Genomic DNA, 24,435 nt, shown 5'->3' with positions numbered 1-24,435 from the left:
TCAGATTGTTCGGCCCGCTATTCCACCAGGTTTCTGGTGGCGCGCGGCGTTCCCAGCGCTGGGCTTCAGCGTTCGAGCAGCTCACGTAGTGCCTTGTCGAGCACGCCGATATCGACGGGGCTCGTCCCAGGGCCGCCGGCAAAGTGCCCCCAGATAGAATCGACCACGCGGAGCTCCGCGTTCGGCATATGCCTGACTTCGAATTCGCTGTCTTCCGGCGGGAAATAAAGGTCGGTCTTGCAGGGCATGACAATCGCCTTGGCACGAATCGACGAAAGCGCCTTCACGAAGTCGCCTTGATACATTTCGTTATTGCTGATGTCGCCGTACTGCCAGGTCCACAGCATGCCGAGCAGATTATTGGCGTCCTTCGACAACAGCCAACCCTCCCAGAAACCGACCAGAAAGTCTTCAAGAGAGGAGTAGCCAAGCTTCTCGAGATCGAGCTTTTCCCGATAGAACGTTTGCGACAATCCCCATCCCGCATAAACGCGCGCGGCCGCACGCAAGCCCTTGTCGGGCTGAGCGTCGTACCAGCCGTCACTGAAAGCGGCATCGACGGTGAGCGCCGCCTTGACACCCTCCAGGAACACGAAGTTGTGACGCGAGCACTTCGAGGAGCCTTGGAACGGCAGAATTCGCTCGACCATCTCCGGATACATTGCACCCCAGTGGAATGTCTGCAATGCGCCCATCGACCAGCCCGTAACGAGAGCGATCTTCTGGATACCAAATAACTCCGTGACGAGCCGCCATTGCATGCGCACGTTGTCGTACGCGGTCACATTCGGAAAACGCGCTTTGCCGTACGGAGCAGGCGTGTTGCTCGGCGACGACGAAAGACCGTTGCAGAACATGTTCGGCACGATAATGAAGTACCTGGTGGGATCCAGCGCCTTGTCCTCGCCGATCAGCCATTCATTTTCATAGTGCTGGCCCGAATACCACGTCGGGTAGACAATCACGTTGTCTTTGGCGGCGTTGAGAGTCCCGTAGGTCTTGTAGGCCAGCCTGGCGTCGGGAACCCGCATGCCGCTTTGCAGCACGATGTCGCCGAGAGAAAAGATGTTGTAGTCGGACACGATAAAGCAATCCTCAGTGAAGATACATTGATATGGAGGCGCGGGCACGCGCGGGTGTGAACAGTGTCGGGCGTTGATCGTCAGGCGCCGTCCGCAGCGATGCTTGCTGTCTTCGAGAATTGCGCGATCAATCCATAGACAACGGCGCTGATGACGAATGCCGACACGGCAGTGGAAAATTCGGGAAAGCGTTTTTCGACAACATATGCCGCCACTGATCCGATCGCCCAGGCGGCGAAAGCCTGAGCGCGCCACTGGCGGTCTATGCCCGCGCCGGGGCGCGCGAGATACTGGTCAACCATTACGATGGCGCCGATCGGCGGAACGATAATGCCCAGCAGAGAGAGCCAGGGAATGAACAGTGCCCAAACGTTGGTTCCGGCTACGGCAATGCCGATCGCGGCAAGTATGACCGCGGCAGTGCGCATCTTGACGCCGACGATCCGGGACCAACCGACGGCGGAGTTATACAGACAGTGAGCGCAAACAGAGCCCAGGCTGCAGAAGAGGAATATGACCGCAACCGTGCTCAGCCATGTCTGGTGTTGGCTCAGCATGTAGCCGAACATGTTGTCCATGCCGAACGGTTGCGGAGCTGGCAAGGCGATGGCCGCGGTCATGATGCCGCCCATCAGCATCGCGTAGCAGTTCGCAATCGGAAAGGCGGTGAACGTGGCAATCCACGAATCACGACCGTTCTTCGCCCAGCGATTGAAGTCTGCCGAGACGGTGCCCGCATCGACGAACAGACTGATCACGATCGTCAACCCGACACCGAATGCCATCGACGATGCCGGATCAGTGCCGCTGTACTCGAACACGGTGCCCCATCCCGCGTGCCCGCCGGCATCGATCGCCACCCACGTCCCGAGCACAAGAAAGAGCGGTACAGAAACCATGCCGAGCCAGTGCAGCCCGCGGATTCCGACGAACGTCACTGCGAGATAAAGCAGACCCGCGATGAACGTCATGACGAGATAGCTTGTGCCAGAAGACGAGTGAATGAGATTGCCGGTAATGCCGGTCTGTACCGCGTACCAGCCGAGCAGCAGGCTCGAAAGCAGGCCCGAGGCCAAAGCGTAGCCTTTGCGTCCAAACACGCGGCTCGCCAGCAGCGCGAAGTTGAGACCGTGCTTCGCTCCCAGGCCGCCGAGCAAGCCAACGTAAGCGAACATCAATAGGTTGCCAATCACCATCGCGGTGAGCGCACGGCTAAAACCCATCCCTGCGACGAGAATGGACCCCGTCATTGCACTCGTAATGATCATCGGAAAACTGATCCACACGGTCGCGAGCGACATGACACTGCGTCGCGCCACATTCGGGACTGGTGTGTGTTCGTACTCTTCGCCGAACACGTGTTCAAGCGCCGTTTCGCTGCCGACGCCTGCGTATTGTGGAGGTGACATGACGTTCTTTCCAAGTGAAGCTGAGCTGCCATCAGGCGAGCCCTGGCCTTGACCAAAAAAAAACCCACCAGACGCCTTTTCGGGCTGTCTGGTGGGCTCTATTGCCCCCGCTATATCGTCGCTGTTGACGCATCGCGGATAAGAATGACGTTATTAGATTCTTTCGGAAAAAATAATCTGTCAAGCCCTTTGAGACTCGAAGAAGGCAATCAATGTGACGGCTCGATAGAACTGTTCGCTCACACGCTTGACAAGCGTATGCACGCCAACTAGCATTCGCCCGTACATTTACGGTTTCGCACTCGCCGCCAACATCGCCGGCGAGTCGCAATGGCAATAGAGCCCGACCGGACCTTCGCGTCCGTTCGGGCTTTTTTTTGTTCGTGCGTTTCATATCGAAACAGGAGAGAAGCAATGCGACACGGTGATATTTCCAGCAGCAACGACTGCGTCGGCGTGGCCGTCGTCAACTACAAGATGCCCCGGCTGCATACGAAGGCGGAAGTTCTCGACAACGCGCACAGAATCGCGGAAATGGTCGTCGGAATGAAGCAAGGACTACCGGGGATGGACCTTGTTGTCTTCCCGGAGTATTCGACGCACGGCATCATGTACGACGCGAAGGAAATGTATGAAACGGCATCTACGGTTCCCGGCGCGGAGACGGAAATCTTCAGTGCAGCGTGTCGGAAAGCCAACGTGTGGGGCGTCTTCTCGCTGACTGGCGAGCGACACGAGGAACATCCGAGCAAGGCGCCGTACAACACGCTGATACTGATGAACAACCGCGGCGAGATCGTGCAGAAGTATCGCAAGATCATGCCGTGGACGCCGATCGAAGGCTGGTATCCGGGTGATTGCACGTATGTGTCGGACGGGCCGAAGGGCATGAAGATCAGCCTAATCATTTGCGACGACGGCAACTATCCGGAGATCTGGCGCGATTGCGCAATGCGCGGCGCTGAACTGATCGTGCGCTGCCAGGGCTATATGTATCCGGCCAAGGAGCAACAGGTGATGGTGGCCAAGACCATGGCGTGGATGAACAACGTCTATGTCGCGGTGGCGAATGCGACCGGCTTCGACGGCGTGTACTCGTACTTCGGCCATTCGGCGATCGTTGGTTTCGATGGACGCTCACTCGGCGAATGCGGGACCGAGGAAATGGGCATCCAGTACGCAGAATTGTCGACGAGCTTGCTACGTGACGCCCGCAGGAACATGCAATCGCAGAACCACCTTTATAAGCTGCTGCATCGCGGCTACACGGGCAAGATCAACTCTGGCGAAGACATGCATGGCGTAGCCGCCTGCCCGTTCGAGTTCTATGGCAAATGGGTCAACGATCCGGAGGGCGCACGTCGCCAGGTCGAGCTGCTCACGCGCTCGCTGCCCGGCACGCCGGAATGCCCGATCGAAGGGATTCCGCACAGTGAGCCTGCGCACCGGTAACAGCCTTCGCGCGCCGCCGGTGCCGCACACCGGCTCACGCGCGGTGCGCAAAACTCACGAGGACGATGTCAAATGCACGAAATGCTCGCGCAGTACCGAATCGAACGCGAACCGTTCTACCATCCCGTAGGTCAGGAAATCGAACTGTTCGACGCCGCCTATTCGCAGCGCATGCCGATGATCCTGAAAGGTCCGACCGGATGCGGCAAGACTCGCTTCGTGGAGCATATGGCATGGCGCCAGGGCAAGCCGCTCGTCACCGTTGCCTGCAACGAAGACATGAGCGCCTCGGACCTCACTGGGCGCTATCTGTTGAACGGCAGCGGCACGTCGTGGCAAGACGGCCCGCTGACGATGGCCGCTCGGCATGGCGCGATCTGCTATCTCGATGAGGTTATCGAAGCGCGCTCGGACACGCTCGTCGTCATTCATCCGCTCACCGACGACAGGCGCATTCTGCCGCTGGACAAGCGCGGTGAACTCGTGCACGCCCATCCGGACTTCCAGCTCGTCGTGTCGTATAACCCCGGTTATCAGACCTTCGGGAAAGACATGAAGCCGTCGACACGTCAACGCTTTGGCGCGATCGAATTTCAATACTCCGATCAAGCGGTCGAAACCGAAATCGTCGCCCACGAAGGCAAGGTGGATCGCGAGACCGCGGCGAAGCTGGTACGGATCGCCGGACAGTCGCGCCTGCTGCGCTCGCGGGGCCTCGCCGAAGGCATCTCGACGCGCATGCTCGTCCATGCAGGGGCTCTGATACGCGGCGGTATCGCGGCACGCGCGGCCTGCGAGCTTGCGATGACATGTCCGATTACCGACGATGACGAATTGCGCGCTGCGCTAGACGGATTCGTGACCGCCCAGTTCGGTCCGTGATGACGATGCTGCACGACCTGAACGATGGCAATGGAGCGCAGGCTGCCGCGGCGGAACTGCGCGTGGAAGATCTCGCGTTGTTCGAGCGCGTGCAGCGCATGGTTGGGCATTATGCGACCGGCTTCGGGCATGCCAGCGAGGCCAGTGACGCGGCGAGCGGCTTGAAGATCGAAGTGCTTACACCGGAAGAAGCGGCGTTGCCGGTTCGGGCGTCGATTGGTGCCGGCGTGATCAGATTGCCGCCGGCCGCATTGTCGGCTGACCCCGCTGCCGCGACACGTTTGTATCAGGCGTCGGTCGCTCATGCAGTCGCACACCTGCGCTATTCGCGGCCAGCGTCGCCGGTCGGCAAACGCGGCGCGTTGTGGGTCGCTGTCGCATCGTTGATCGAAGACGCGCGCGTCGAGCGTTTGCTGATGGGCGAGTACCCCGGACTGCACCGGCTGTGGGGCGGCTTTCATACGGTCCTCGCTGACGGGGGTGTGATGAGCTTCGCCTCGCTTGCCGCTCGACTGGCGCGCGCGTTGCACTACCCCGACTTCGACGACACGAATCACTGGGTCATGAAGGGCCGCGATCTCGTCGAAGAACTTGCCGGGTGCCCCGACAACGACGATGCGTACGCGGAAGTCGCAAGCATACTGGCCGTCGATCTCGCGCAGATGCGTGTGCGCTTCGATTTCTCGACGTACTACGTCGAGCCGGCCTACCGGGACGACAACGCCTATCTCTGGCGTCTGGACGAGGACTCGGAACCAGAGAAGCCCGAGCCGACGCAAATGAAACTGGCAGACCAGTCTGCGTTGGAGCACCGGTCGAACGACCAGCCTGCGAAAAACGACGAAGCAACCAGGGAAGCCGAAGAGGTGCGCTGCCATCGATACCCAGAATGGCACGCGCGTGTGGGCGCCGAATTCGCCGAATGGACGAGCGTGTTCGATCGTTCGCCAGCGCAAGCCCCCGGTCATGCCGAGCGTAGTGCGCCGTCGCGGCGGCCACCGCCGCCCTGGTGGCAGGAACCCGTCCAGCGATTGCGCAGGCAGTTCGACGGTGACGACTTCGACTTGAGCGCGTTGATCGACGCCCAGATCGGGCTGCGCGCGCGCATTGCCAGCCACGAGCGGGTGTTCCAACGCCAGCGCCGCAGGCGTGCGACCATGTCGGTGCTCCTGCTGCTCGATTTCTCCGAGTCGACCAACGACCGGGCCAAAGCTGGCGAGCCGTCCATGCTCGACATCGAGAAAGAGGTGGCGACCACGATCGCTACGGCGCGCTCTCCGGCGGCGAATCGACTAGCACTGCACGGCTTTGCGTCGAATGGCCGGCATCAGGTGCACTATAGCCGCATCAAGGATTTCGATGAGCCTTTCGGCGCAGTGGAGCGGCAAAGGCTTCAGGCACAGCGTGGCGCGTTTTCGACACGCATGGGCGCCGCGATGCGTCACGCCGCGACGTGCCTCGAGAGTGAGACGACTGACGCCAAAGTGCTGATTCTCGTCTCGGACGGCGCGCCGTCCGACATCGACGTTCATGACACGTCGCATCTGGTCGAGGACGCGCGTCACGCGGTTGCAGAGCTGTCGTCGCGCGGCATCCTGACTTTCTGCTTTGCGCTCGATCGCGATGCCCGCCATGCGCGGACAATCTTCGGACGGCAGCGTTATATGCTCATGGAACGGGCGACGAATCTGGCCGTTCAGATCAGCCGGTTGCTCGAAAACCTGTTGAGATAGCCCGACCGCGCGGCGCGAGAGAGCTCGCCGCGTTCCGCGTTTTTTGGCGAAGTAAGATGAAGCCTCGGCCTTCAATTTCGCCCAACTCCGACATACCGAACAAGGGCGCATACGACTGTGGCACAGACAGAGCCAATCAAAGTAGGTGTGTTGTATTCTGAGACCGGCGTAACGTCGGCAATTGAAACGTCGCAGCTCTATGCAACCCTGTTCGCGATACGCGAGATTAACGACGCCGGCGGCATTGACGGACGCGAAGTGGTGCCCATCCGCTACGACCCTCAGTCCGATCCTGTGAAGTACCGCCTGCTTGCCGAGCGCCTCATTCTCGAAGACGACGTACCGGTGATCTTCGGCTGCTACATGTCGAGCACACGCAAAGCGGTGTTGCCGATCGTCGAACGCTGGAATCGCCTGCTGTTCTACGCGACGCTCTATGAGGGGTTCGAATTTTCGGAGAACCTCGTCTATACCGGTGCTGCGCCGAACCAGAACAGTGTGCAACTGGCCAACTTCATGACCTCGCATTTCGGCCCGCGTGTGTATATGGTCGGATCGAATTACATCTACCCGTATGAGTCCAACCGCATCATGTCCGACCTTGTCATGCAGCGGCCAGGTGGCGCGAAACTAGGTGAGCGCTACGTTCGTCTGGGCGCGACTGAGGACGATTTTGCCGACATCATCGAAGAGATCGGCAAGACGCGCCCGGATTTCATATTTTCGACGGTTGTCGGCAGCGCGACGCAGCACTTCTATCGGGCTTATGCACGCGCAGGCTTTGACCCGGCGACCATGCCGATCGCGAGCCTGACCACGTCCGAAGTCGAGGTCGGGCAGATGGGAGCGGAAATCGCCTGCGGCCATATTACGGCCGCGCCGTATTTCCGTTCGATCGGATCGGAGACCAATCACGCGTGCGTGGAGAAATTCGCCCGCGCGTTCGGGGCCGACGTGATGCCTAACGCCAGTTGGGAGGCAGCGTACTTTCAGGTTCATCTGATGGCTCGCGCGATGTGCGCAGCGGGCAGCGCCGACATCGAAGCGTTGATGCCCAGATTGCTTGGCAGTGAATTCGACGCGCCACAGGGGCGGGTGCGCGTCGATGCTTCGACGCACCATACGTGGCTGTATCCACGCATTGGCCGGGTCAATGGACGCGGGGAATTCGTCATCGAGCAGGAAGCCGGGACAGCGGTGGGGCCCGATCCTTATCTCGTTGATCACGCACTTGGCGACTGGTCGGCCAAATGATGTCGGGGGGCATTGCATGAGCGACGAAGTCAAGCGCTATGTCGGCGGGCACGAGCGGGTCAGGCCTATTTCTCATCTACTCAGGGATCTTCGCTCGCTGCGGGTTTGCGTTTTTCATCCCAACGATAGCGACGGCGCACAACTGACGCAGCAATTGCAACGCATAGGCTGCCAGGTGCAGGCTTTCTGGCCGCCGTTGCCGGCGCCGCCGGAAGGCAGCGATGTAGTGTTCATCGCTCTTTTTCCCGACATGCTAAATCTCGCCTACGACTGGAGCGCGGCCGAAGATGCCCCGCCGTTGATCGCGGTCATCAATTACGAGAATCCGACTGTCATCGAAGCGGTGTTGCGCATTGGCGCGAAGGCAGTGGTTGCTTCGCCGATCCGTTCGTTTGGCTTGTTGAGCGCGCTTGTTCTGGGGCGCGAAATCGCCGCCCACACGAAAAAGCTCAAGAGGCGCGTCCTGCGGCTCGAGGAAAAGCTTGGCGGTGCCCGCAGGATCGCCGACGCACAGGATATCCTCTGCCGCCAACGGGGCGTGGACAAGGCCGAGGCCTACCGTATCATTCGCGAGCAGGCTATGGCCAAACGCATGACGGTTGAAGAAATTGCGGCGGCGATTACCAATGCGAACGACATCCTGTCTTTTGGCTGTTGAGAGGATTCTGATAGTCACATAGTCGGCGCTGTTCCGCCCGCGGACTCCGATGCGATGTACGGACTCTCTCCCCAAGGCAATACAGCCTATGGCAACAAGAAGGCGTGCAATTGTAGGCAGGCAGTGGCGCCCGTGCCCAAATGCTCCCGTATTCCGCGAAGCTGGAGCCGTGTGCGGTCAACGTGGGAACGTGTTGATCGTCGCACTATCGGGGTGGGGAGATATTGCCGCGTGGGCGTTTCCGCGTTCTGCTTGATCCGGTGTCTTGAGCGATTAGTCCAGGCTAGAGAATTCTGCACGCTTACAATCGTAGAGGTTGCACCATCACCCGCCGCAATCTCCTCAAGAGCAAGCGCGAGACTCAGATAATCCAGCCCGGCGCCACCCCATTTTTCTTCAACGACCATCCCCAACGCGCCTAATTCGCCAAGCTCTTTAAGCGCGGCCGCGGGAAACGTGTGGTTTTTATCCCAGTCGGCTGCATGCGGTGCAAGGCGCTCCGACGCGAACGTCCGGATAGACTCGCGAATCATTTCATGTTCTTGCGTAAGCATCATTGTCGCTTCTCCTGATTCAGATCACCTCGATGGCCACCGCAGTTGCTTCACCGCCGCCAATGCACAAACTCGCGATGCCTCGCTTGCCGCCGGTCTTTAGAAGCGCACCCAACAGCGTCACGAGAATGCGAGCACCTGATGCGCCAATGGGGTGACCCAATGCGCATGCGCCGCCATGGATGTTGACCTTCTCCGGAGCGATGCCCAGTTCTTTGGTGCAGGCCATCGAAACGACGGCGAACGCTTCATTGATTTCCCACGAGTCCACGTCGCCTATCGACCACCCTGTTTTGTCGAGCAGCCTGCGGATTGCGCCTATCGGTGCCGTTGTGAACAAGCGAGGCTCGTCAGCGTATGCGCTATGCCCGACGACTGCAGCTAACGGCTCAAGGCCGAGGGCCTGCGCGGTCGAGCGGCGCATCAAACCAGCGCCGCGGCACCGTCGGAAATGGAGCTCGAGTTGGCTGCTGTGACGGTGCCGTCCTTCCTGAAGGCTGGTTTCAGGTTCTGAATCTTGTCGAGCCGCGCCTTCGGCGGCTGTTCGTCGGTATCTACAGTCTTTTCGCCGGCCTTGCTTGTGACTGTGACGGGTGCAAGCTCCCGATCGAACGCGCCGCTTTCAATCGCTTGCTGAGCCTTGATGGTCGAGGCTATCGCGTATGAATCCTGGTCGCCTCGGGTGAAGCAAAATTGTTCGGCGCAGTCCTCGGCAAATGTGCCCATTAAACGCCCGCGGTCGAAGTAGGCGTCCTCAAGCCCGTCGAAGAACATATGGTCGAGCGCCGGAGCGTGCCCCATGCGTAGCCCAGCGCGCGCTTTCGGCAACAGGTACGGCGCATTGCTCATGGACTCCATCCCGCCGGCGACGATTACGGAAGCACTTCCCGCCACAAGGTCGAACAGTGGACAGACAGAGGAAGTCCTCCTGCAATCGCAGCTTGCCGTGCGGGTGCTTTGCCCTAAACCAGCGGAAAGAACACAGCCGAGCGTCAGTTCGTCCACGTGGCTCCCGCTAACGCCGGCGCGCTCAAGCGCCGCCTTGATTGCTACGGCCACCGAGTTCCGGTGCAGTCAACAGGTTCAAGTCACCTTGAAAACCGCCCATCGGAGTTTGGGCCGCAGATACGATAACAACCGGGTCATTGCTCATTTGTCTCTCTCCATTGTCGGCGCGCTCAGCGCGCAGCCATACGAATAGCGCCGTCGGGGCGGATAACTTCGCCGTTCAAATATGTGTTCAGCAGGATGTGCTCGGCGAGTTGCGCGTACTCCTGTGGTTTGCCGAGACGCGAGGGGAAGGGGACCATCTTTCGGAGGGACTCCTGTACCTCCGCAGGCATTCCCAACAGCATTCGGGTTTCCATGATTCCCGGTGCAATCGTCATCACCCGGATGCCATAGCGAGAAAGCTCTCTAGCGATAGGTAACGTCATGGCCACAACTGCGCCTTTGGACGCGGCATAGCCTGCTTGTCCAACCTGGCCATCGAACGCGGCGACAGAAGCCGTGTTGATGATGACGCCACGCTCACCCATCTCATCCGGTTCGTTTTCCGACATTGCCGCCGCGCAAAGGCGCACGACGTTGAACGTGCCGATGAGATTGATATTGATTGTTCGAGCGAATGTGTCCAGTCGATGCGGACCCTCTCGGCCCACAATCTTCTCCGCGGGTGCGACCCCAGCCCAGTTGATGACGCCGCGAATTGAGCCGATTTCCTTCACGGCCGAGACCAACGCAACGACACTTTCTTCCTTCGTGACGTCTGTGGCTACAAAGTGAGCGTTGGCGCCGAGGCGGGTCGCTGTCGTTGAACCTGCTTCCTCTGTGATGTCGGCCAATACCACGTGTGCTCCACGCTCGACCAGAAGCCGCGCGGTCGCAGCTCCCAGACCCGAGCCGCCACCAGTGATGACGATGACGCTGTTGTTGATGTGCATGTATGTTTCCTTTTCACTCAGGAACGGCACAAGCCATTCGACAATTGGGTTCGGTAGGCGCTTCGGCGTTGCTGTGCCGCCTTGTAGTTGTTTTCTTTCACGAACCCGAAGCCACGAATCGCCAAAGGAAGCGTCACGAGGTCAACCGCAGTTTTGTGATTCGTCAGAGAAAGGTTGGCGAGTGCAAGCTCGACATCGTCTTCGAAGCAGGTGTCAGTCGAGCTGGCCGCTATTTGGGCCGTCCCGGGCTCCGGTGAGGTATGCAACTAACGGTCAGGCCCTCGCAGCGGCCGGCTTGGCTCCGCCACAACAGCGTTGCGCAAAAAAGGGCCGCCGGCTAGATTATTCATGCTTCGAGAAGACGTGCCCAGTTCACCCGCGCCGTTCAGGGGCGCTCGAAGTCATCGGGTGTCAGTTCCAGGCGTGCGCACGGATGCGCAAGTAGCTTCCGTTCGGCGATCGCGCGGATGCGGCTGTACCCGTCCCGGAAGATCCTCAGGATCCGAGCGTCCCCGGCCCCCGGCTCAAGCCAGAACTGGGCCTCCAGCGCCGCGATCGTGACAATGCATTCGATGGTGGTGTCTCCGCGGACGAGCCAGAACGACACGCCTTGTCGACTTGCCAGAATCTGCGGCTCGAATTCAGGTTTTTCCATGGCGGGTTCCGGGCGTTTATCTCGTAGGCGAGTGAGCAGGCTGTCGATCGCTCGGATGATGCCAGCGATGGTCGCGGGCATCAGGCCCACAGGCTGCCTGACATCACAAAAAGCCGGCGGAGCATTGCGCGCTCCGCTTGCCGGTTTGTACCGGCGATCGACCGGTTATCAGGAAACAGTCATCCACCGGGCTAGCGGTCATACAGGTCGTCCGGCTCACTTCGGGGTCCTAAACGCCTCACTGATCTGCCGCGCACGCTTCACCTCGTCGCTATGCAGGTAGATCGAGGTGGTCGACACCGAGGCGTGCCGCAGGTTGTCGCGCACCGTGGTCAGTTCGGCGCCGTGACCGAGCGCGTAGGTAGCGTGGGTGTGACGCAACCAGTGGGGGCTCGCGCGGCGCAGCTTCTCCGCGAGCGGCGGGTGATCGGCCTCGATCGCACTGGCGGCAAGGACGAGAAAACGCTCGAGGACACCCCACAGGCGCACACTGCTGATGGCTGCGCTACGGTCCGCGTCCAAGGCTGCCGATGACCGGTGTGTCCGGCCGCCAGCGCGCCGTAGACGTCGGCAGCTGGCGCCCGGCCAGATAGCGGGTCAGTGCGTCCCACGCGAGCGGCGGCAGCGCCACCCGCGCGAGCTTGCCGCCTTTGCCGGTGACGCGCAGCCAGTGTTCGCCGCGTGCGTCCGTCTCGACGTGGCCCAGCGTCGCGCCGACCAGCTCACTCGCGCGCAAACCCGTCGCAAAGCCGAAATCGAGCAGGAACCGCAAGCGCTGCGCGGCCGGAACCGTCCAGCCGTGAGACCATTCCACCCCGTCGGCCATCGTACGAACGAGTGCCCATTCGCCGTCGGTAAAGGCGCGCGACGCGTCGAGCGCCGACGCCGTCTTGCCGCCGCGCACCCTGATGCCCGCAAACGGATTGGCCAGCACGTAGCGCTGTTCGACCAGCCAGCGGAACAGGGCGCCAAGAATCGACAGCGCGTGCGCGACCGAGCGTGCCGACAGGCTGCCGTTAAACGGCCGCCAGTCCGGTGACGTGCGCGGACGCACCGGGCCAATCCAGCGTCCGCGCGGCGACGGATGACGCAGGAACGTGCGGTATGCGATCGCGTCTTCGGTCGTGAGTGACGACAGTGCGCGGCCCCGCTCGACGATGGCCCACAGGATCAGCCGCTCGGCTTCCTTGCGGTAGGTCCGCTGTGTGGCGGGCGACTCGTGCAGGGACAGCCACGTCTGCACGGCCTCGTAGTCGTTGGGCGCGTCGAGCGTGCAGGTGGCGGCCGGTGCGCGGAACGTGCCGGCGGAGCCGTCGACCTCGTGCGGCAGTTTGAGGGTTTCCCACGGCACGATGTCGCCGCGCTGGCCCGCGACCACCAGCGCACGCGCCCTGTCCGTGAGGGCGGGCCAGGCGGCGAAGAACGCCTCGATCGAACGGGCGCTCGCCATGCCGAGCCCCGGCACGGCCTTCCACCACTGGCGCCGGCGCGGAATGCGCACGGTCAGATCAGCGAGCGTCGTGATGCCGTACGCGTGCAGCACGCGCATCGCGCGCGGGGAAAACCACTGCGCGATGTCGTCGGCGATCTGCGGTTCCGGCGCGCGCGCGGTGCGCAGCGCATCGATCGCCTGCGCCACGCCTTTCGCGTACTGCTCGCGTCCCGCTGCCGGATGAGTGAGGAGTGTGACGAGATCGCCGCGATGGGCCGCGCGCGCAACCTCCAGCAGCTTGCCGCGGACGCGCCCGAGCACGCCGCGTGCGGATTTCCCGTCACCGAGTGCGGCGGGCAGGTAGCGCGCGACGGCCTGCCGCACGGGTACACCGGCGTACCACGCGCGCAGCATGGCAAGCTCGTCGGCAGCGGGAAAACCGGACCCGGAAGAGTCAGCGTCAGCAGCGGGCGCGGAGGGCAGGGTGAGGCGCGTTTTCATACCCCGGAGTTTAGCCTGAAAACCAGTGCCTTAAGGTCGGGTAGCAGCGGTGCATTACTGCACCGCCGCCCCCTAAGAACCGTGCATGCGAGTTTCCCAGCACACGGCTCAAGCCTTTCAAAGCCCCATTGCCGAGGCCGGTTTCACTACTGAGAGTCCGAGGGCACGCGCGGCCCGATGGCAATCCGGGTGAAGCATCGTCAGGTTGCTGATCGTGTCCTTACCGCCATCGATCTTTCGCTCCAGGTGGTACAGCCGCCAGCCACTGGATTTCGTGATCATTTGACGACAGACCGGACAGGACCTCTGCTGATCGAGCCACAACCGGATCAGCCGCATCCGGCCCTTGAGCGAGTCCATCATCGCGAAGCCCAACCGCTCTTCGAAATAACTTTCCCACTGCGGGTCGAACGGGTTTGCGGCACCCTTGATCTTGCGGTGCCGCCGGATCGGCGTGCCGACAATGTCGTACAGCGTCAGAAGTTCACGCTTTCCATTGCTGAGCACTTTGTCCGTCGCCGTACCAAAGACCCATTGGCGGGCGCCAACGGTTCGAAAGTACTTCCGACGTACCCAGTGCGAGTTCTTCTGCGGGTGTCGGCGCTTCGCCCAACGCCATAGACATTGCCAAATCGCATGAGCAACCTTGTTAAAGGTGCGCTTCGCCACGACATGCCGATAATAATCCGCCCAACCGCGAATCTTTGGGTTGAGCAGGCGGATCAGACGATCGTGTCTTAGCGTTGCATTGCCTTTCACGACGTCCCGAAGCTTCCGCATGAAGCGCTGAACGCTCGTTTTGGCCGGCTTGATCAACAACTTGCCGTCGTACTTGCGAACGTTCATGCCCAGGAAATCGAACCCATCGTTGATATGCGTGATCCGGGTCTTCTCCCGTGACAGCGATAATCCCCGCTGTGCAAGAAACTGCACGACCAGCGGCATGACTTCATCCTCCAGCACTTCTCGCGTCGCGCCAGTGATAACAAAGTCATCTGCATATCGAACGACGTTAACCTTCGACGGATTCCGGCCGCCTCTGCAGAACTTCGCAAGAAGTGTTCGTTCTAACCCATCGAGAGTCATGTTCATCAACGTGGGCGAGATAATACCGCCCTGAGGCGTACCCGCTTCCGTCGAGTGAAAGACACTGTTGTGAAGGTAGCCAGCCTTCAACCACTTTCGCAGTATCGCTTTGTCCGTTGGGATGTGGGCGACCAACCAATCATGCGAAATTTCATCAAAGCAGCTCCGGATGTCGGCCTCCAGAATCCACTGCGCGCGATTGCTGCTGGCCAGTGAGATAAAGCACTGTTCTATCGCGTCGGCCGTGGAGCGGGTGGCTCTGAACCCATAAGAGTTCGGATCCGCCATGGTTTCTGCAACAGGTTCGAGTGCAAGCAGATGAAGCGCCTGTTGCGCTCTGTCGACCATGCAGGGAATTCCAAGAGGTCTCAGCCGTTTCCCGTCGGCTTTCGGGATATATATTCGTCTCAGCGGCAGAGGGCGGTAGCCCCGCCGCTTTAGAGACTTCACTGCCTGGAGGCGGGACCTCGGCGTAGACCATGTGAGGCCGTCTACGCCGGGAGTCCGTCTACCCTGATTCTCAGTCACCCGTCTGACGGCGAGTGCCTTGCCGCTGAACGAGTGGGTCAGCAACCACTGCAAAGCCTTCACCTTGCCGTACTTGCCGTCCTGTGTCGCCTTCACGATGCGAGCCTGCAGCCTTCGAATCTCACGATAGCATCGGGCCCAATCGACATCGTTCCAATGCATTGCGCGATCGGAGGACGCACCGGTGCCGGCTTGCTGCACTGTCATTTGCTTCTCCTCCTTTGAAGGTTCGTCAGACTCTTTCGTGACGAAAGACCATGCGGAAGTCTGCCCGCTTTCGCGTAGGATGATGTTGCCTTGCGGCGCAATCCCTATCCGTCCGATTACAGGACGGCGTTCGCTTTCTCCGCACTCCTGTTCCCGCACCTCCAACAGCTTTCCTCACGGTCGGCTTGCCCGACTGGGCAGAGATACGGGGTTTCCGTGTTCCGCATCGTTCGCAGGAATGGTTTAGGTTCTGCTTCTCCACCGGTAGCACCATGTCCGCGCTGCCCCATCTTATAAAGGGCAGACCTGCTACGTTCCCGTTTTGGGTGGGGCCTATCAGTGTCTTTGGCCCGTCTAAGTTAACGATGTTTATCAGCAGTTCAAATGCCTTAACCCTGCCATCCAGTCTAGCGCCCCCTCCGCATTGACACTCGCAGAGGCACCGTCGTCTCACGACCACGGCTTAGCTTGCGCCGGGCTACATTGTCTCGGTGGCTTCACACGGCGCCGCTACCAGCCCCGCATGCACCAATAGACTACGGGCGACGGAACGCCCGGTTTCCTCCCGCCAGACATCGACGGTAAAACAACGAACGAAGCGACCTCACGTCGCACATAAGAAAACTTATCCTAATAGTGCGATTCACGTTGCCATTTTTCGTCGAAGTACGCTTCCGCTCACACAACTAATCTATGGTCCCTCCCATTTTTGCAACCCTGATTTTCAATGTCGTTGTTGGCTTGCACAAATCTATTCGGCGTCGTTGTGAGGATCGCTCCTCGCGCCACGATGAGATTCGCGCCTGACAGTCCTAAAAAGTTGGGCGGCTTTAAAAGGCCGATTAGTTGTCCAGGTTGTCCGTCAGGCCGTTATGCCGTTCACGTCATCAAATTTCAGTCGTCGCAAAAGCAGTTGGGTGATGCAGTGTTAGCCGTCTTCTCAAACAACAGCGGTCGGATCACTGTGGAATACAGTATGGTGCGTGGCCATTGCCCAAGCCGTTCTTGCCAATTTGTTGGCGAGTGCGCAGGCGACGACGTTCGAGTGCCGTCGCGTCAGCAGGGTTCGAACCCAATCTGCTAAGGCGCCGGTCTGCTTGTCTAGTCGCATCATGTACGAGCGCGCGCACGACACGAGCAATCGCCGAATGTTCTTGTCCCCCCGTCTGCTGATACCGAGGAGGTTGGCCCGCCCGCCTGTACTGTACTGCCGTGGCACTAACCCGACCGCAGCTGCGAAATCGCGACTGTTCTGATACTGGGTTCCATCACCCATCTCCGCCGTTAGCACGCTTGCTGTGATGGGGCCCACGCCAGGAATAGCGAGCAAACGCTGGCCGAGTTCATCGGCGGCAAGGTGACGGGATATTTCCTTGTCGTTTTCCGTGACCTGTTCGTTAAGATATTTATAGTGGGCATGCAATCGCTCAAGGATCACTACAAGAGTCGGTGGAAGAGAATGTTCAGCGAGGATAGCCGCAAGGCGCGTCATAGTGGCTTTCCCGACGGGCAAGCTGACGCCAAACTCCAGCAGAAATCCGTGGACTTGGTTTACGGTCTTCGTCCGATCTCGCACCAAAGATTCGCGAACCCGGTGCAACGCTGAAAGGACTTGCCGCGCCTCTGTTTTTGGAGTCACGAATCGCATGGCCGGCCGGGAAGCTGCTTCGCAGATGGCTTCTGCGTCGACGAAATCATTCTTGTTCGACTTGACGAAGGGCCGGACGAACTGCGGCGAGATAAGCTTAACCTGATGTCCAAACGACGCCAGCTTGCGAGCCATGTGATGTGCGCCGGCACAGGCCTCCATCACCACGGTGCAGGCATGGAACGTCGCGAAGAATTCGATCGTCTGCTTGCGGTTTAGCTTCTTGCGAAACAGGCCTTTTCCTTTCTTGTCCTGCCCATGCAAGTGGAACGTGTGTTTCCCTAAATCAATGCCAACGAGTGTCACGTCTTCCATGATGGTCTCCGATCGGGATTTAGCACCGCTAGGCTAACTCACTCGCGAGGCGGGAGGGACCATCTCATTAGTTGGTACTAAATTTCAACTAAAGTTGGTTCTACTTGCTCTCAGACGGTCGCAGCTGTCAATTCAATGGTTTGCAGCGACGGTCACGCGACTTTGCTCGACCACGCTGATGTGCTTTATCCGCCATTTTGCTCCTTTTCGTTGGGTTGCCAGGATCCGCTTTCGCGATGGAATTTGCGGGCCGCTTCAGCAAGGATTCGTGCGTGCGACCAGAAGCTTTCGGCGCACCGGGCAGCGCCCACGGAAAAGCGGTAGTGTGTCGTTGATTGCGTCGCTATCGGCTCGGGCGCGATGGTCAACGCTTGCGGAGCAATTGGCAAGGTGATTTGACAGATGCGCTGATAATCGATCGCGCAACGCCGCAGAGTAGCAATTGCCTCGCGTGGCGTGGCGCCGAGCGCCTGCAGTGGTGCGTGATCCCATCTGGCAACGAAGCGCCTTTCGGCCGACCGATAAAGCCAGCACCATGGGCGCCCGTTTTGCCAGCCTAGCAATCGACGGCGGAAAACATCAAGATCGACCGGAGCGATTGCATCGGTCACGTGCCAGCCGTCAGCGTCCGAGCAGGTCAGGCACGCGCCATTACTGGCCGCCCACATCGCGTCATGACGCGCCTGCTCACGCGCGACGTTTGCCGCCTTCCGCAGCGATTTGCTGGCACGCGGTTCCGTTGACCAGTTTGTAAAGTTTGACGTCGCGAATCGAACGCCAAAAGGCGAGACGAGCGCGAGCCATGCACTGTCCTTCCACGATGTCTCGGGCGATCCGTTGTCCCATCTGGCAAGTCCAAGGCGCGCAGCGGCAGTGGTACGCGCCTGGGCGTCGCGCCAGCGCACTCCGAGGCTCACCCGAGCTGCGTGGCATTGCAGCCAGTGCCGCGTCCTGTTGTCGGCACCATCCGCGCCGCGGAGCTGATAATCAGCCGTCACCATCGCTGCAAGCGTGCCATTAAATCCGGGTGAGGGGAGTCGGTACGGCCAGCATCGTTGTTCGACGCCGGGTTCGACCGAGCGCGCCCAAAGCATGGCAACAAATCGACGCGCCACGAGCGGCAGGTTTTGCGCGCATAACGGGCCCAACGCTTCTCGAAGTCCGGCACGTAGCGTTGGACCCAGCGCATGATGGTCGTATGTGCGACGTGCAGTCCGCGTTCCACCATCATTTCAACGAGGTCCCGATACGAGAGCTTGTAGCGGCAATACCAGCGCACACAGAGAATGATGAGTTCGCGTTCAACGTGCCGACCTTTGAACAGCTCGTCCAGATCCCGGAGCTTCTTCGCCATCCTGCATCACCGCCGCTAAAGCCTCCACTTTAGCTCACCACGAATTCGCACCAGAACCCAACGGACTTGCTCACCGAAACGGATTCGCCCGTCATGAGCGACTCGTCCACGCTCAGCTCGTGAGCTTCTGTTACGATGCCGTCGGCCGGGACGCGAGCGCCTTCATCGACGAAAACGACGCCGCCTGGCACCAGTTCGGCTGCGGAAACGAGTTGCCGCTGACCGTCCCGAAGTACCTGCGCCCGGGGCGCGGACAGTTCGCGAAGAGAGTCGAGTACCCGAGCGGTACAATGGCTTTGAAAAACGGTCATCAGGACAATCGCGCCGACAAATGCGAGAAGCGCCAGGGCCTCCGACACATCGCCAAGCAGAAAGTAGATGCCGGTCGCGCCGAGGAGCAGAAGAAACATGGGCTCGCTCAGTACTTCCTTAAGCGTCTGCCACCAGGTGCGGCGGGCTTTCGAGTCTACGAAGTTTCGGCCGAAACGGGCGCGCTGTTCTTCTACCTGCGCGTGCGACAGACCACGCCGCATGTCGACGCGCCCGACAGGCGATGCAGATTCGGCATCGCGTGCTGCCAGGTCTGGGGCGGAATCAACGGGACTTGCCTGCATCTTGGTGTCAATTCCATTAGGGACATTGTGCGAGGCGACGACGTTTGGCGTCGCTGGCGCAGCTGTGATTTGCTGTGGCCGGCACAAGAGCGCTTAAGGCGCCGCCGAAAGGCGCCCTGCACAAACCGCGAACCTATGTTGAGAATGACGCGGACCGAACAGGTGGCCGTTGACCTGAGTCAAGCGGTTCACTTTGGGGTAACCGTTTTCAGTCGGTCGATTTGACCGGTGGATGCAACACATTGAGGACTGCGCAAGCACCAGGGGTGTTGCAAATGAAGCAGACGCGGGATTAATTCAGCCAAACGCAAAGAGAATCTGCGCTTGCGCAACTATAGCCCTTGCCCATCGATGCTGTCACACTGAACGCGGTGATTTTCAGGTAGCGCTGCGAATCCGGTCAGTGTTCCCGAGCCGATGTCGGCGTTCCCTGCACGACCGAGCGTGAAGAATCGAAGGGAGAACGCGCAGCAGACGTGCGTCTCTCATGACAGACGATGATCGACGTCAAATTCACTGCGGCGTCCTGCTCATACTTTCATGTTGTGGGTACGTCGTACCGTCAATCGACGTGGGCGGAGTGGAGAGGAAGAACTGGCGGCTGGCAGCACTCGCGCTGCAGATCATCAGTTCGGGGCGGGCAATTTACCTGTCTTCATTGCAGCGATCACGCCGCCGTCGATCAACAGGTCGCTGCCTGTGATGAATCCGGCGGTGGGGCCGAGCAGATAAGACGCCGCTACAGCAATCTCGTCGGGCGGGGCCATTCGCTTCGCTGGTGACGCGTCCACCATGGCCCGATACATATCGCCGATCTCCGAGTTCAATTCGTGCAGTGCAAGTGGCGTGACGATGATGCCGGGGCTGATGGAATTAACGCGCGCACCACGCTCGCCCCACGTCATGGCCGATGCCTGAACGCGCAGATGATTAGCGCGCTTTGCAAGCATATAGGCGACGACCGAGTTTGGTATCGCATCGGGTTGAAGAAACGGAAGACGAAGCAGTTCTTCGGTCGGCGTATGGAGCAATGCGTGATCTTGCTCAGGCGGCAGCGCGGGCATCATATGACCGGCCATGCTCGAAATAATGAGTCCGGCCCCGTTGGGCGCAATGACCATGCCGAATTCATCGAACACCACAGCAGCGCCGTAAAGGTCGACCTTCAGGACGCCTTCGACGGACGCCATATTGGGGGAAACGCCTGCGGTGTTGACTACCTGCACGACGCTACCGAGTGCGGCGGCCTTCGCTGCCAACTTCTGTACCGAGTCACGAGACGTGACATCCACTAGCTGAATCTCGACCGTGTAACCCGCTTCGCGCATCGATCGTGCGGCGCTGTCCAGCGTCTTTTCATTGAAATCCGCCAGCAAGACGATTTTCCCGAAGCCTTGCTGGCGACCGATAACGACGCCAATACCACCCGCACCTATGATGACGATAACGTCTTTGCTCATGTTTTTTCTCCTACTTCATTAATCAGGTCTGCGGCCGCTCAACGTACACATTACAGCCCTGTCATCCGGAGGGCGGCTCCGGGGAGGCGTTCGCCCTGTAGCGGAATTTTTGCGGCTGCGTCGCTGATAGATTGCAAATCGTCAGTCGTCAGTTCGACGTGTACGGCGCCAAGGTTTTCTTCGAGCCGGTGCGGCTTTGTAGTGCCGGGGATCGGTATGATCCATGGCTCTTGAGCGAGCAACCAGGCAAGTGCGATTTGCGCTGGCGTACAGCCATTCTTGTCTGCGACGGCACGCACCAATTCGACTAGCGCGAGGTTCGCTTCCCGCGCTTCAGGCGCGAATCGGGGAACGCTGGCGCGGAAGTCCGTACTGTCGAATGTCGTTGATGCGTCGATCTTGCCGGTCAGAAATCCAGCGCCGAGTGGACTAAACGGCACGAAACCGATGCCGAGTTCTTCTAGCGTTGGCAGAATTTCAGTTTCCGGTCCGCGATACCAAAGCGAATATTCGCTTTGCAAGGCCGCCACAGGCTGAACAGCGTGTGCGCGTCGGATTGTCTGAGCGCTTGCTTCGGATAAACCAAAATGCTTGACCTTTCCTTCGGCAATCAGGTCTTTTACGGTGCCTGCCACGTCCTCAATCGGCACTGCGGGATCGACCCTGTGTTGATAGAAAAGGTCGATGGCTTCGACACGAAGCCGCTTTAGCGACGCTTCTGCAACCTCCCGGATATGTTCAGGGCGACTGTTCGTGCCGGAGAGGCGTTCGCCCGTATTCAAGTCGATGTCGAAGCCGAACTTCGTGGCGATCACAACATCATTGCGGAAAGGCTCAAGCGCTTCTCCGACCAGGTCTTCATTCGTGAATGGCCCGTACGCTTCCGCTGTGTCAAAAAACGTGACGCCGCGCTCGACAGCGCTGCGAATGAGCGCAATGCCCGCGTCCGTGTCCACTGCGGAGCCGTAGGCGTGGCTCAGTCCCATGCAGCCAAGCCCAAGGGCCGAGACTTCAAGACCGCTATTCCCAAGTTTTCGTTTTTGCATGTTGCGATACCTATATAAATCTGGCTCAGGCGCGACCAGCGCTGCCGTGGCGACGGCCAGCGCTGTGTCGCATCGGATTGCGCTTGACGGATCGACTTAGAGTCCCGTCGTGGCAAGGAGCTGCGCCGGATAGCGCTCACCTTCGATGTCGATGGCGGCGAGCGCGTGGCCGATGGCATCCAGATCGCCCGGCGTCAGCGCAACATCTATAGCGGCAAGGTTTTCCTCGAGCCGATGCAGCTTCGTGGTTCCGGGGATCGGTACGATCCATGGCTTTTTCGCGAGCAACCAAGCAAGTGCGATTTGCGCCGGCGTTGCTTCTTTTTCTTCGGCGATGCGGCGAAGCAGATCGATTAACGCCTGATTTTTCTCCATCGCTTCGGGCGTAAATCGCGGCAGCAGGTTGCGGAAGTCGCCTTCACCGAGTCGCGTGTCTTTGCTCATGGCACCGGTCAAAAAGCCTTTGCCGAGCGGGCTGTAGGGAACCAGACCGATACCAAGTTCTTCGCAGGCGGCGAGGATCCCATTCGTTTCGGGCCCGCGCGTCCACAGCGAGTATTCATTCTGCAACGCGGCAATCGGCTGCACGGCGTGAGCGCGACGCACTGTTTGCGCGCCAGGTTCAGATAGTCCGAAATAGCGGACCTTTCCTTCGTCGATCAGGCCTTTTACCGCGCCCGCCACGTCTTCGATGGGAACGGCAGGATCGACGCGATGCTGATAGAAGAGGTCGATAACGTCGATGCCGAGCCGCTTCAGGGACTCGTCAGCAACCTTCCTGATATTTTCAGGCCGACTGTTGAGCCCTACCTGCTTGCCATCAATGATGTTGAAGCCGAATTTCGTGGCGATCACGACCTGATCTCGAATCGGTCGAAGTGCTTCGCCTACCATTTCTTCATTGGTGAAGGGGCCATAGACTTCGGCGGTGTCGAAAAACGTGACGCCACGTTGCGCCGCCGCGCGGATGAGCGCAACGCCGTCCGCACGACTGACCTTATTGGCATAGCCGAAGTCCAGACCCATGCAGCCGAAGCCTAGCGCGGATACTTCGGGACCGATCTTTCCGAGCTTACGGGTTTTCATGTCTTCTCCTTTCCATCGCGACTGACAGCGCCGCGCGCGCGGCTTGCCGGGCAGATGCGACTTGGTAATGAGTTCACGGACTGGACAACACAGTGTAGGTTGATGTATTACACTCAACAATGGTGCTTGCGTTTCACGACCTGTTGAGGAAATCACATCAATGGCACGGGCTGGACTTCCTGAGTTATCCGCGTTTATCGCAATTGCCGAGCAGCAAAGCTTCCGTGCGGCGGCACGCCTACTGGGAATATCACCATCAGCGTTGAGCCATTCCATGCGGGGCCTTGAAGCCAAGTTGTCGGTCCGCCTGTTCAACCGCACCACGAGGTCAGTTGCGTTGACGGAAGCGGGGGAGAAGCTTTTCCGTAGAGTACGCCCCGCTGTAAGCGATCTGGAAGACGCCATCAACGAAGTCGTGTCAACGGGAGATCGACCGACTGGAACCATCAAGATCAGCGCGTCGGCAGCATCAGCGCTGCCCTTAGTGCGGCATGTCGTGCCCGCATTTGTCGAACACTACCCAGACATTCACGTCGAATTCGTAACAGACTCGAGACTCATCGACATCGTGGCGAACGGCTTCGATGCCGGCATTCGGTTGCGCGACGATGTGCCACGCGACATGATCGCAGTCCAGTTCCAGCCAGCAATGACTTTTGCTGCGATAGCATCGCCCGCGTATCTGGAACGGCACGGCCTTCCAAAGGAACCGCACGAGTTGGCGGATCATCGTTGCATCTGCTTCCGTTTTGGAAGCGGAGCACTGCTCGAGTGGGAATTGATACGTCGGGGCAGAAGTGCCCATGTCGGCGTTGATGGCGCACTGACGCTCGACGATCTTAACCTTGTCGTGCAGGCGGCGCTTGCAGGCATTGGCATAGCGTGGATGCCCGTTAATCACGTCAGCGAGCACATCGCGGCAGGGCGGCTCGTGCGTCTGTTGGCGGAATGGAGCCCATCCTTCCCAGGGTTGTGCCTCTACTATCCGGCGAATCGCCATCTACCTACTGGCCTAAGGCTGTTCTCCGATGCGGTAAGGAGTTGGGCAAAAACTGGCGGCAATTTGAATGGTGGCTGAGGCAGGCCAACAACGGACACCGCCGTTTCGGTAGCGCTAGCATGCATCGCGGCATCGATCCGCGGCTCGCTCTTCGACCAGACCGGGCGAGATGGCACCCGCCATCTGTCCGACGGTTCGCGCGTGACGGTCATCCTTCGCCTGATCGAGCGTTATTAGATCCGGTGAGCCAGGCGGGGCTGATCGGCGCCTGGACAGCGCCAACGCCGCGTTCGGCGAAAAGCGTCCCTACCGCGGTTGCTGCGGCGGTTCTGTTGCACCAGCCTCCATAGGAGCTCAGGATTACCCACATCTGCGCGGGGATAGCGCTTGTAAACAGCTTGAGGCGGTGTTAACTTGAGGCACCGCCACAGGAACTACACGTAATTGCCTTCGACCGACAATCAGGATGACCAGGACGACTGGGCCGACATCGAATTCGGCGCGGCAAATCTGGGCGATGCCCGTCTGACGAGCCG

17 protein-coding genes and 5 pseudogenes are annotated in these 24,435 nt (G+C 59.8%); 6 read left to right on the top strand and 16 right to left on the bottom strand.

From position 1 onward, the window contains the following. Window positions 1–65: 65 nt before the first annotated feature. Together C0Z16_RS32810 and C0Z16_RS32805 are read right to left on the bottom strand one after the other, a co-directional pair. Complete coding sequence (locus tag C0Z16_RS32810) at window positions 66–1,082, bottom strand: alpha/beta fold hydrolase (RefSeq protein ID WP_102636177.1); 1,017 nt, start codon at window positions 1,080–1,082, stop codon at window positions 66–68. A gap of 80 nt (window positions 1,083–1,162) precedes the next feature. Further along, window positions 1,163–2,491 (bottom strand): purine-cytosine permease family protein, encoded by a 1,329-nt coding sequence (locus C0Z16_RS32805; RefSeq protein WP_102636176.1) that lies wholly within the window; start codon window positions 2,489–2,491, stop codon window positions 1,163–1,165. Window positions 2,492–2,905: 414 nt separating this feature from the next. Between C0Z16_RS32805 and C0Z16_RS32800 the strand changes: the two genes are divergently transcribed. The 5 genes from C0Z16_RS32800 (at window position 2,906) to C0Z16_RS32780 (ending at window position 8,470) form a co-directional block, all read left to right on the top strand. Continuing rightward, complete coding sequence (locus C0Z16_RS32800) at window positions 2,906–3,943, top strand: aliphatic amidase (protein WP_102636175.1); 1,038 nt, start codon at window positions 2,906–2,908, stop codon at window positions 3,941–3,943. 72 nt (window positions 3,944–4,015) lie between these two features. Next, window positions 4,016–4,825 (top strand): CbbQ/NirQ/NorQ/GpvN family protein, encoded by an 810-nt coding sequence (locus C0Z16_RS32795; RefSeq protein ID WP_102636174.1) that lies wholly within the window; start codon window positions 4,016–4,018, stop codon window positions 4,823–4,825. 5 nt (window positions 4,826–4,830) lie between these two features. Continuing rightward, window positions 4,831–6,558: a nitric oxide reductase activation protein NorD gene (locus C0Z16_RS32790; RefSeq protein WP_158244559.1), complete on the top strand. Its 1,728-nt coding sequence runs from the start codon at window positions 4,831–4,833 to the stop codon at window positions 6,556–6,558. A 117-nt stretch (window positions 6,559–6,675) separates the two neighbouring features. Then, window positions 6,676–7,812: a transporter substrate-binding domain-containing protein gene (locus tag C0Z16_RS32785; protein WP_102636172.1), complete on the top strand. Its 1,137-nt coding sequence runs from the start codon at window positions 6,676–6,678 to the stop codon at window positions 7,810–7,812. A gap of 16 nt (window positions 7,813–7,828) precedes the next feature. Continuing rightward, on the top strand, window positions 7,829–8,470 hold the full coding sequence (locus C0Z16_RS32780) for an ANTAR domain-containing response regulator (protein ID WP_102636171.1): 642 nt from the start codon (window positions 7,829–7,831) through the stop codon (window positions 8,468–8,470). A 290-nt stretch (window positions 8,471–8,760) separates the two neighbouring features. On the opposite strand, the pseudogene C0Z16_RS32775 reads toward C0Z16_RS32780, so the two are convergent. The 14 genes and pseudogenes from C0Z16_RS32775 to C0Z16_RS32710 all read right to left on the bottom strand — a co-directional run. Then, a pseudogene (locus tag C0Z16_RS32775) lies at window positions 8,761–9,027 on the bottom strand (acyl-CoA dehydrogenase family protein); the annotation flags it as partial. Window positions 9,028–9,043: 16 nt separating this feature from the next. Further along, window positions 9,044–10,177, bottom strand: a pseudogene (locus C0Z16_RS32770) (acetyl-CoA C-acyltransferase). A 25-nt stretch (window positions 10,178–10,202) separates the two neighbouring features. Beyond that, on the bottom strand, window positions 10,203–10,967 hold the full coding sequence (locus tag C0Z16_RS32765; protein ID WP_102636170.1) for an SDR family NAD(P)-dependent oxidoreductase: 765 nt from the start codon (window positions 10,965–10,967) through the stop codon (window positions 10,203–10,205). 17 nt (window positions 10,968–10,984) lie between these two features. Further along, on the bottom strand, window positions 10,985–11,233 hold the full coding sequence (locus C0Z16_RS39505) for a DUF6537 domain-containing protein (RefSeq protein ID WP_322788918.1): 249 nt from the start codon (window positions 11,231–11,233) through the stop codon (window positions 10,985–10,987). 119 nt (window positions 11,234–11,352) lie between these two features. Continuing rightward, window positions 11,353–11,622: a DUF1488 family protein gene (locus C0Z16_RS32755; protein ID WP_102636190.1), complete on the bottom strand. Its 270-nt coding sequence runs from the start codon at window positions 11,620–11,622 to the stop codon at window positions 11,353–11,355. A 216-nt stretch (window positions 11,623–11,838) separates the two neighbouring features. Then, window positions 11,839–13,537: pseudogene (locus C0Z16_RS32750) on the bottom strand (phage integrase family protein). Window positions 13,538–13,672: 135 nt separating this feature from the next. Continuing rightward, complete coding sequence (gene ltrA / locus C0Z16_RS32745) at window positions 13,673–15,376, bottom strand: group II intron reverse transcriptase/maturase (protein ID WP_102636169.1); 1,704 nt, start codon at window positions 15,374–15,376, stop codon at window positions 13,673–13,675. A gap of 940 nt (window positions 15,377–16,316) precedes the next feature. Continuing rightward, window positions 16,317–17,339, bottom strand: coding sequence for an IS110 family RNA-guided transposase (locus C0Z16_RS32740; protein WP_102636168.1), 1,023 nt, complete (start codon window positions 17,337–17,339; stop codon window positions 16,317–16,319). A 185-nt stretch (window positions 17,340–17,524) separates the two neighbouring features. Beyond that, on the bottom strand, window positions 17,525–18,340 hold the full coding sequence (locus C0Z16_RS38435; RefSeq protein WP_175130787.1) for a hypothetical protein: 816 nt from the start codon (window positions 18,338–18,340) through the stop codon (window positions 17,525–17,527). A 101-nt stretch (window positions 18,341–18,441) separates the two neighbouring features. Next, window positions 18,442–18,693, bottom strand: a pseudogene (locus C0Z16_RS32730) (IS6 family transposase); the annotation flags it as partial. Between the two features lie 59 nt (window positions 18,694–18,752). Then, window positions 18,753–19,307 (bottom strand): annotated as a pseudogene (locus tag C0Z16_RS32725) (P-type ATPase); the annotation flags it as partial. A 626-nt stretch (window positions 19,308–19,933) separates the two neighbouring features. Beyond that, window positions 19,934–20,767 (bottom strand): SDR family oxidoreductase, encoded by an 834-nt coding sequence (locus C0Z16_RS32720; protein ID WP_102636167.1) that lies wholly within the window; start codon window positions 20,765–20,767, stop codon window positions 19,934–19,936. Between the two features lie 50 nt (window positions 20,768–20,817). Further along, a complete protein-coding gene (locus tag C0Z16_RS32715) occupies window positions 20,818–21,813 on the bottom strand; it encodes an aldo/keto reductase (protein WP_102636166.1) in 996 nt (331 codons plus the stop codon). 96 nt (window positions 21,814–21,909) lie between these two features. After that, complete coding sequence (locus tag C0Z16_RS32710; protein WP_102636165.1) at window positions 21,910–22,899, bottom strand: aldo/keto reductase; 990 nt, start codon at window positions 22,897–22,899, stop codon at window positions 21,910–21,912. 160 nt (window positions 22,900–23,059) lie between these two features. Between C0Z16_RS32710 and C0Z16_RS32705 the strand changes: the two genes are divergently transcribed. Next, window positions 23,060–23,977: a LysR family transcriptional regulator gene (locus C0Z16_RS32705; RefSeq protein WP_102636164.1), complete on the top strand. Its 918-nt coding sequence runs from the start codon at window positions 23,060–23,062 to the stop codon at window positions 23,975–23,977. Window positions 23,978–24,435: the final 458 nt, after the last annotated feature.

It is taken from the genome of Paraburkholderia rhynchosiae, from assembly GCF_002879865.1.
Lineage (GTDB): Bacteria > Pseudomonadota > Gammaproteobacteria > Burkholderiales > Burkholderiaceae > Paraburkholderia > Paraburkholderia rhynchosiae.
This window is presented reverse-complemented; position numbering and strand designations above follow the sequence as displayed.

Coding starts and splice junctions, on each gene's coding strand:
- C0Z16_RS32805 (WP_102636176.1), bottom strand. CDS start 2,491: ATGTCACCTCCACAATACGCAGGCGTCGGCAGCGAAACGGCGCTTGAA.
- C0Z16_RS32800 (WP_102636175.1), top strand. CDS start 2,906: ATGCGACACGGTGATATTTCCAGCAGCAACGACTGCGTCGGCGTGGCC.
- C0Z16_RS32795 (WP_102636174.1), top strand. CDS start 4,016: ATGCACGAAATGCTCGCGCAGTACCGAATCGAACGCGAACCGTTCTAC.
- C0Z16_RS32790 (WP_158244559.1), top strand. CDS start 4,831: ATGCTGCACGACCTGAACGATGGCAATGGAGCGCAGGCTGCCGCGGCG.
- C0Z16_RS32780 (WP_102636171.1), top strand. CDS start 7,829: ATGAGCGACGAAGTCAAGCGCTATGTCGGCGGGCACGAGCGGGTCAGG.
- C0Z16_RS32765 (WP_102636170.1), bottom strand. CDS start 10,967: ATGCACATCAACAACAGCGTCATCGTCATCACTGGTGGCGGCTCGGGT.
- C0Z16_RS32755 (WP_102636190.1), bottom strand. CDS start 11,622: ATGGAAAAACCTGAATTCGAGCCGCAGATTCTGGCAAGTCGACAAGGC.
- ltrA (WP_102636169.1), bottom strand. CDS start 15,376: ATGACAGTGCAGCAAGCCGGCACCGGTGCGTCCTCCGATCGCGCAATG.
- C0Z16_RS32740 (WP_102636168.1), bottom strand. CDS start 17,339: ATGGAAGACGTGACACTCGTTGGCATTGATTTAGGGAAACACACGTTC.
- C0Z16_RS38435 (WP_175130787.1), bottom strand. CDS start 18,340: ATGGTGACGGCTGATTATCAGCTCCGCGGCGCGGATGGTGCCGACAAC.
- C0Z16_RS32720 (WP_102636167.1), bottom strand. CDS start 20,767: ATGAGCAAAGACGTTATCGTCATCATAGGTGCGGGTGGTATTGGCGTC.
- C0Z16_RS32715 (WP_102636166.1), bottom strand. CDS start 21,813: ATGCAAAAACGAAAACTTGGGAATAGCGGTCTTGAAGTCTCGGCCCTT.
- C0Z16_RS32710 (WP_102636165.1), bottom strand. CDS start 22,899: ATGAAAACCCGTAAGCTCGGAAAGATCGGTCCCGAAGTATCCGCGCTA.
- C0Z16_RS32705 (WP_102636164.1), top strand. CDS start 23,060: ATGGCACGGGCTGGACTTCCTGAGTTATCCGCGTTTATCGCAATTGCC.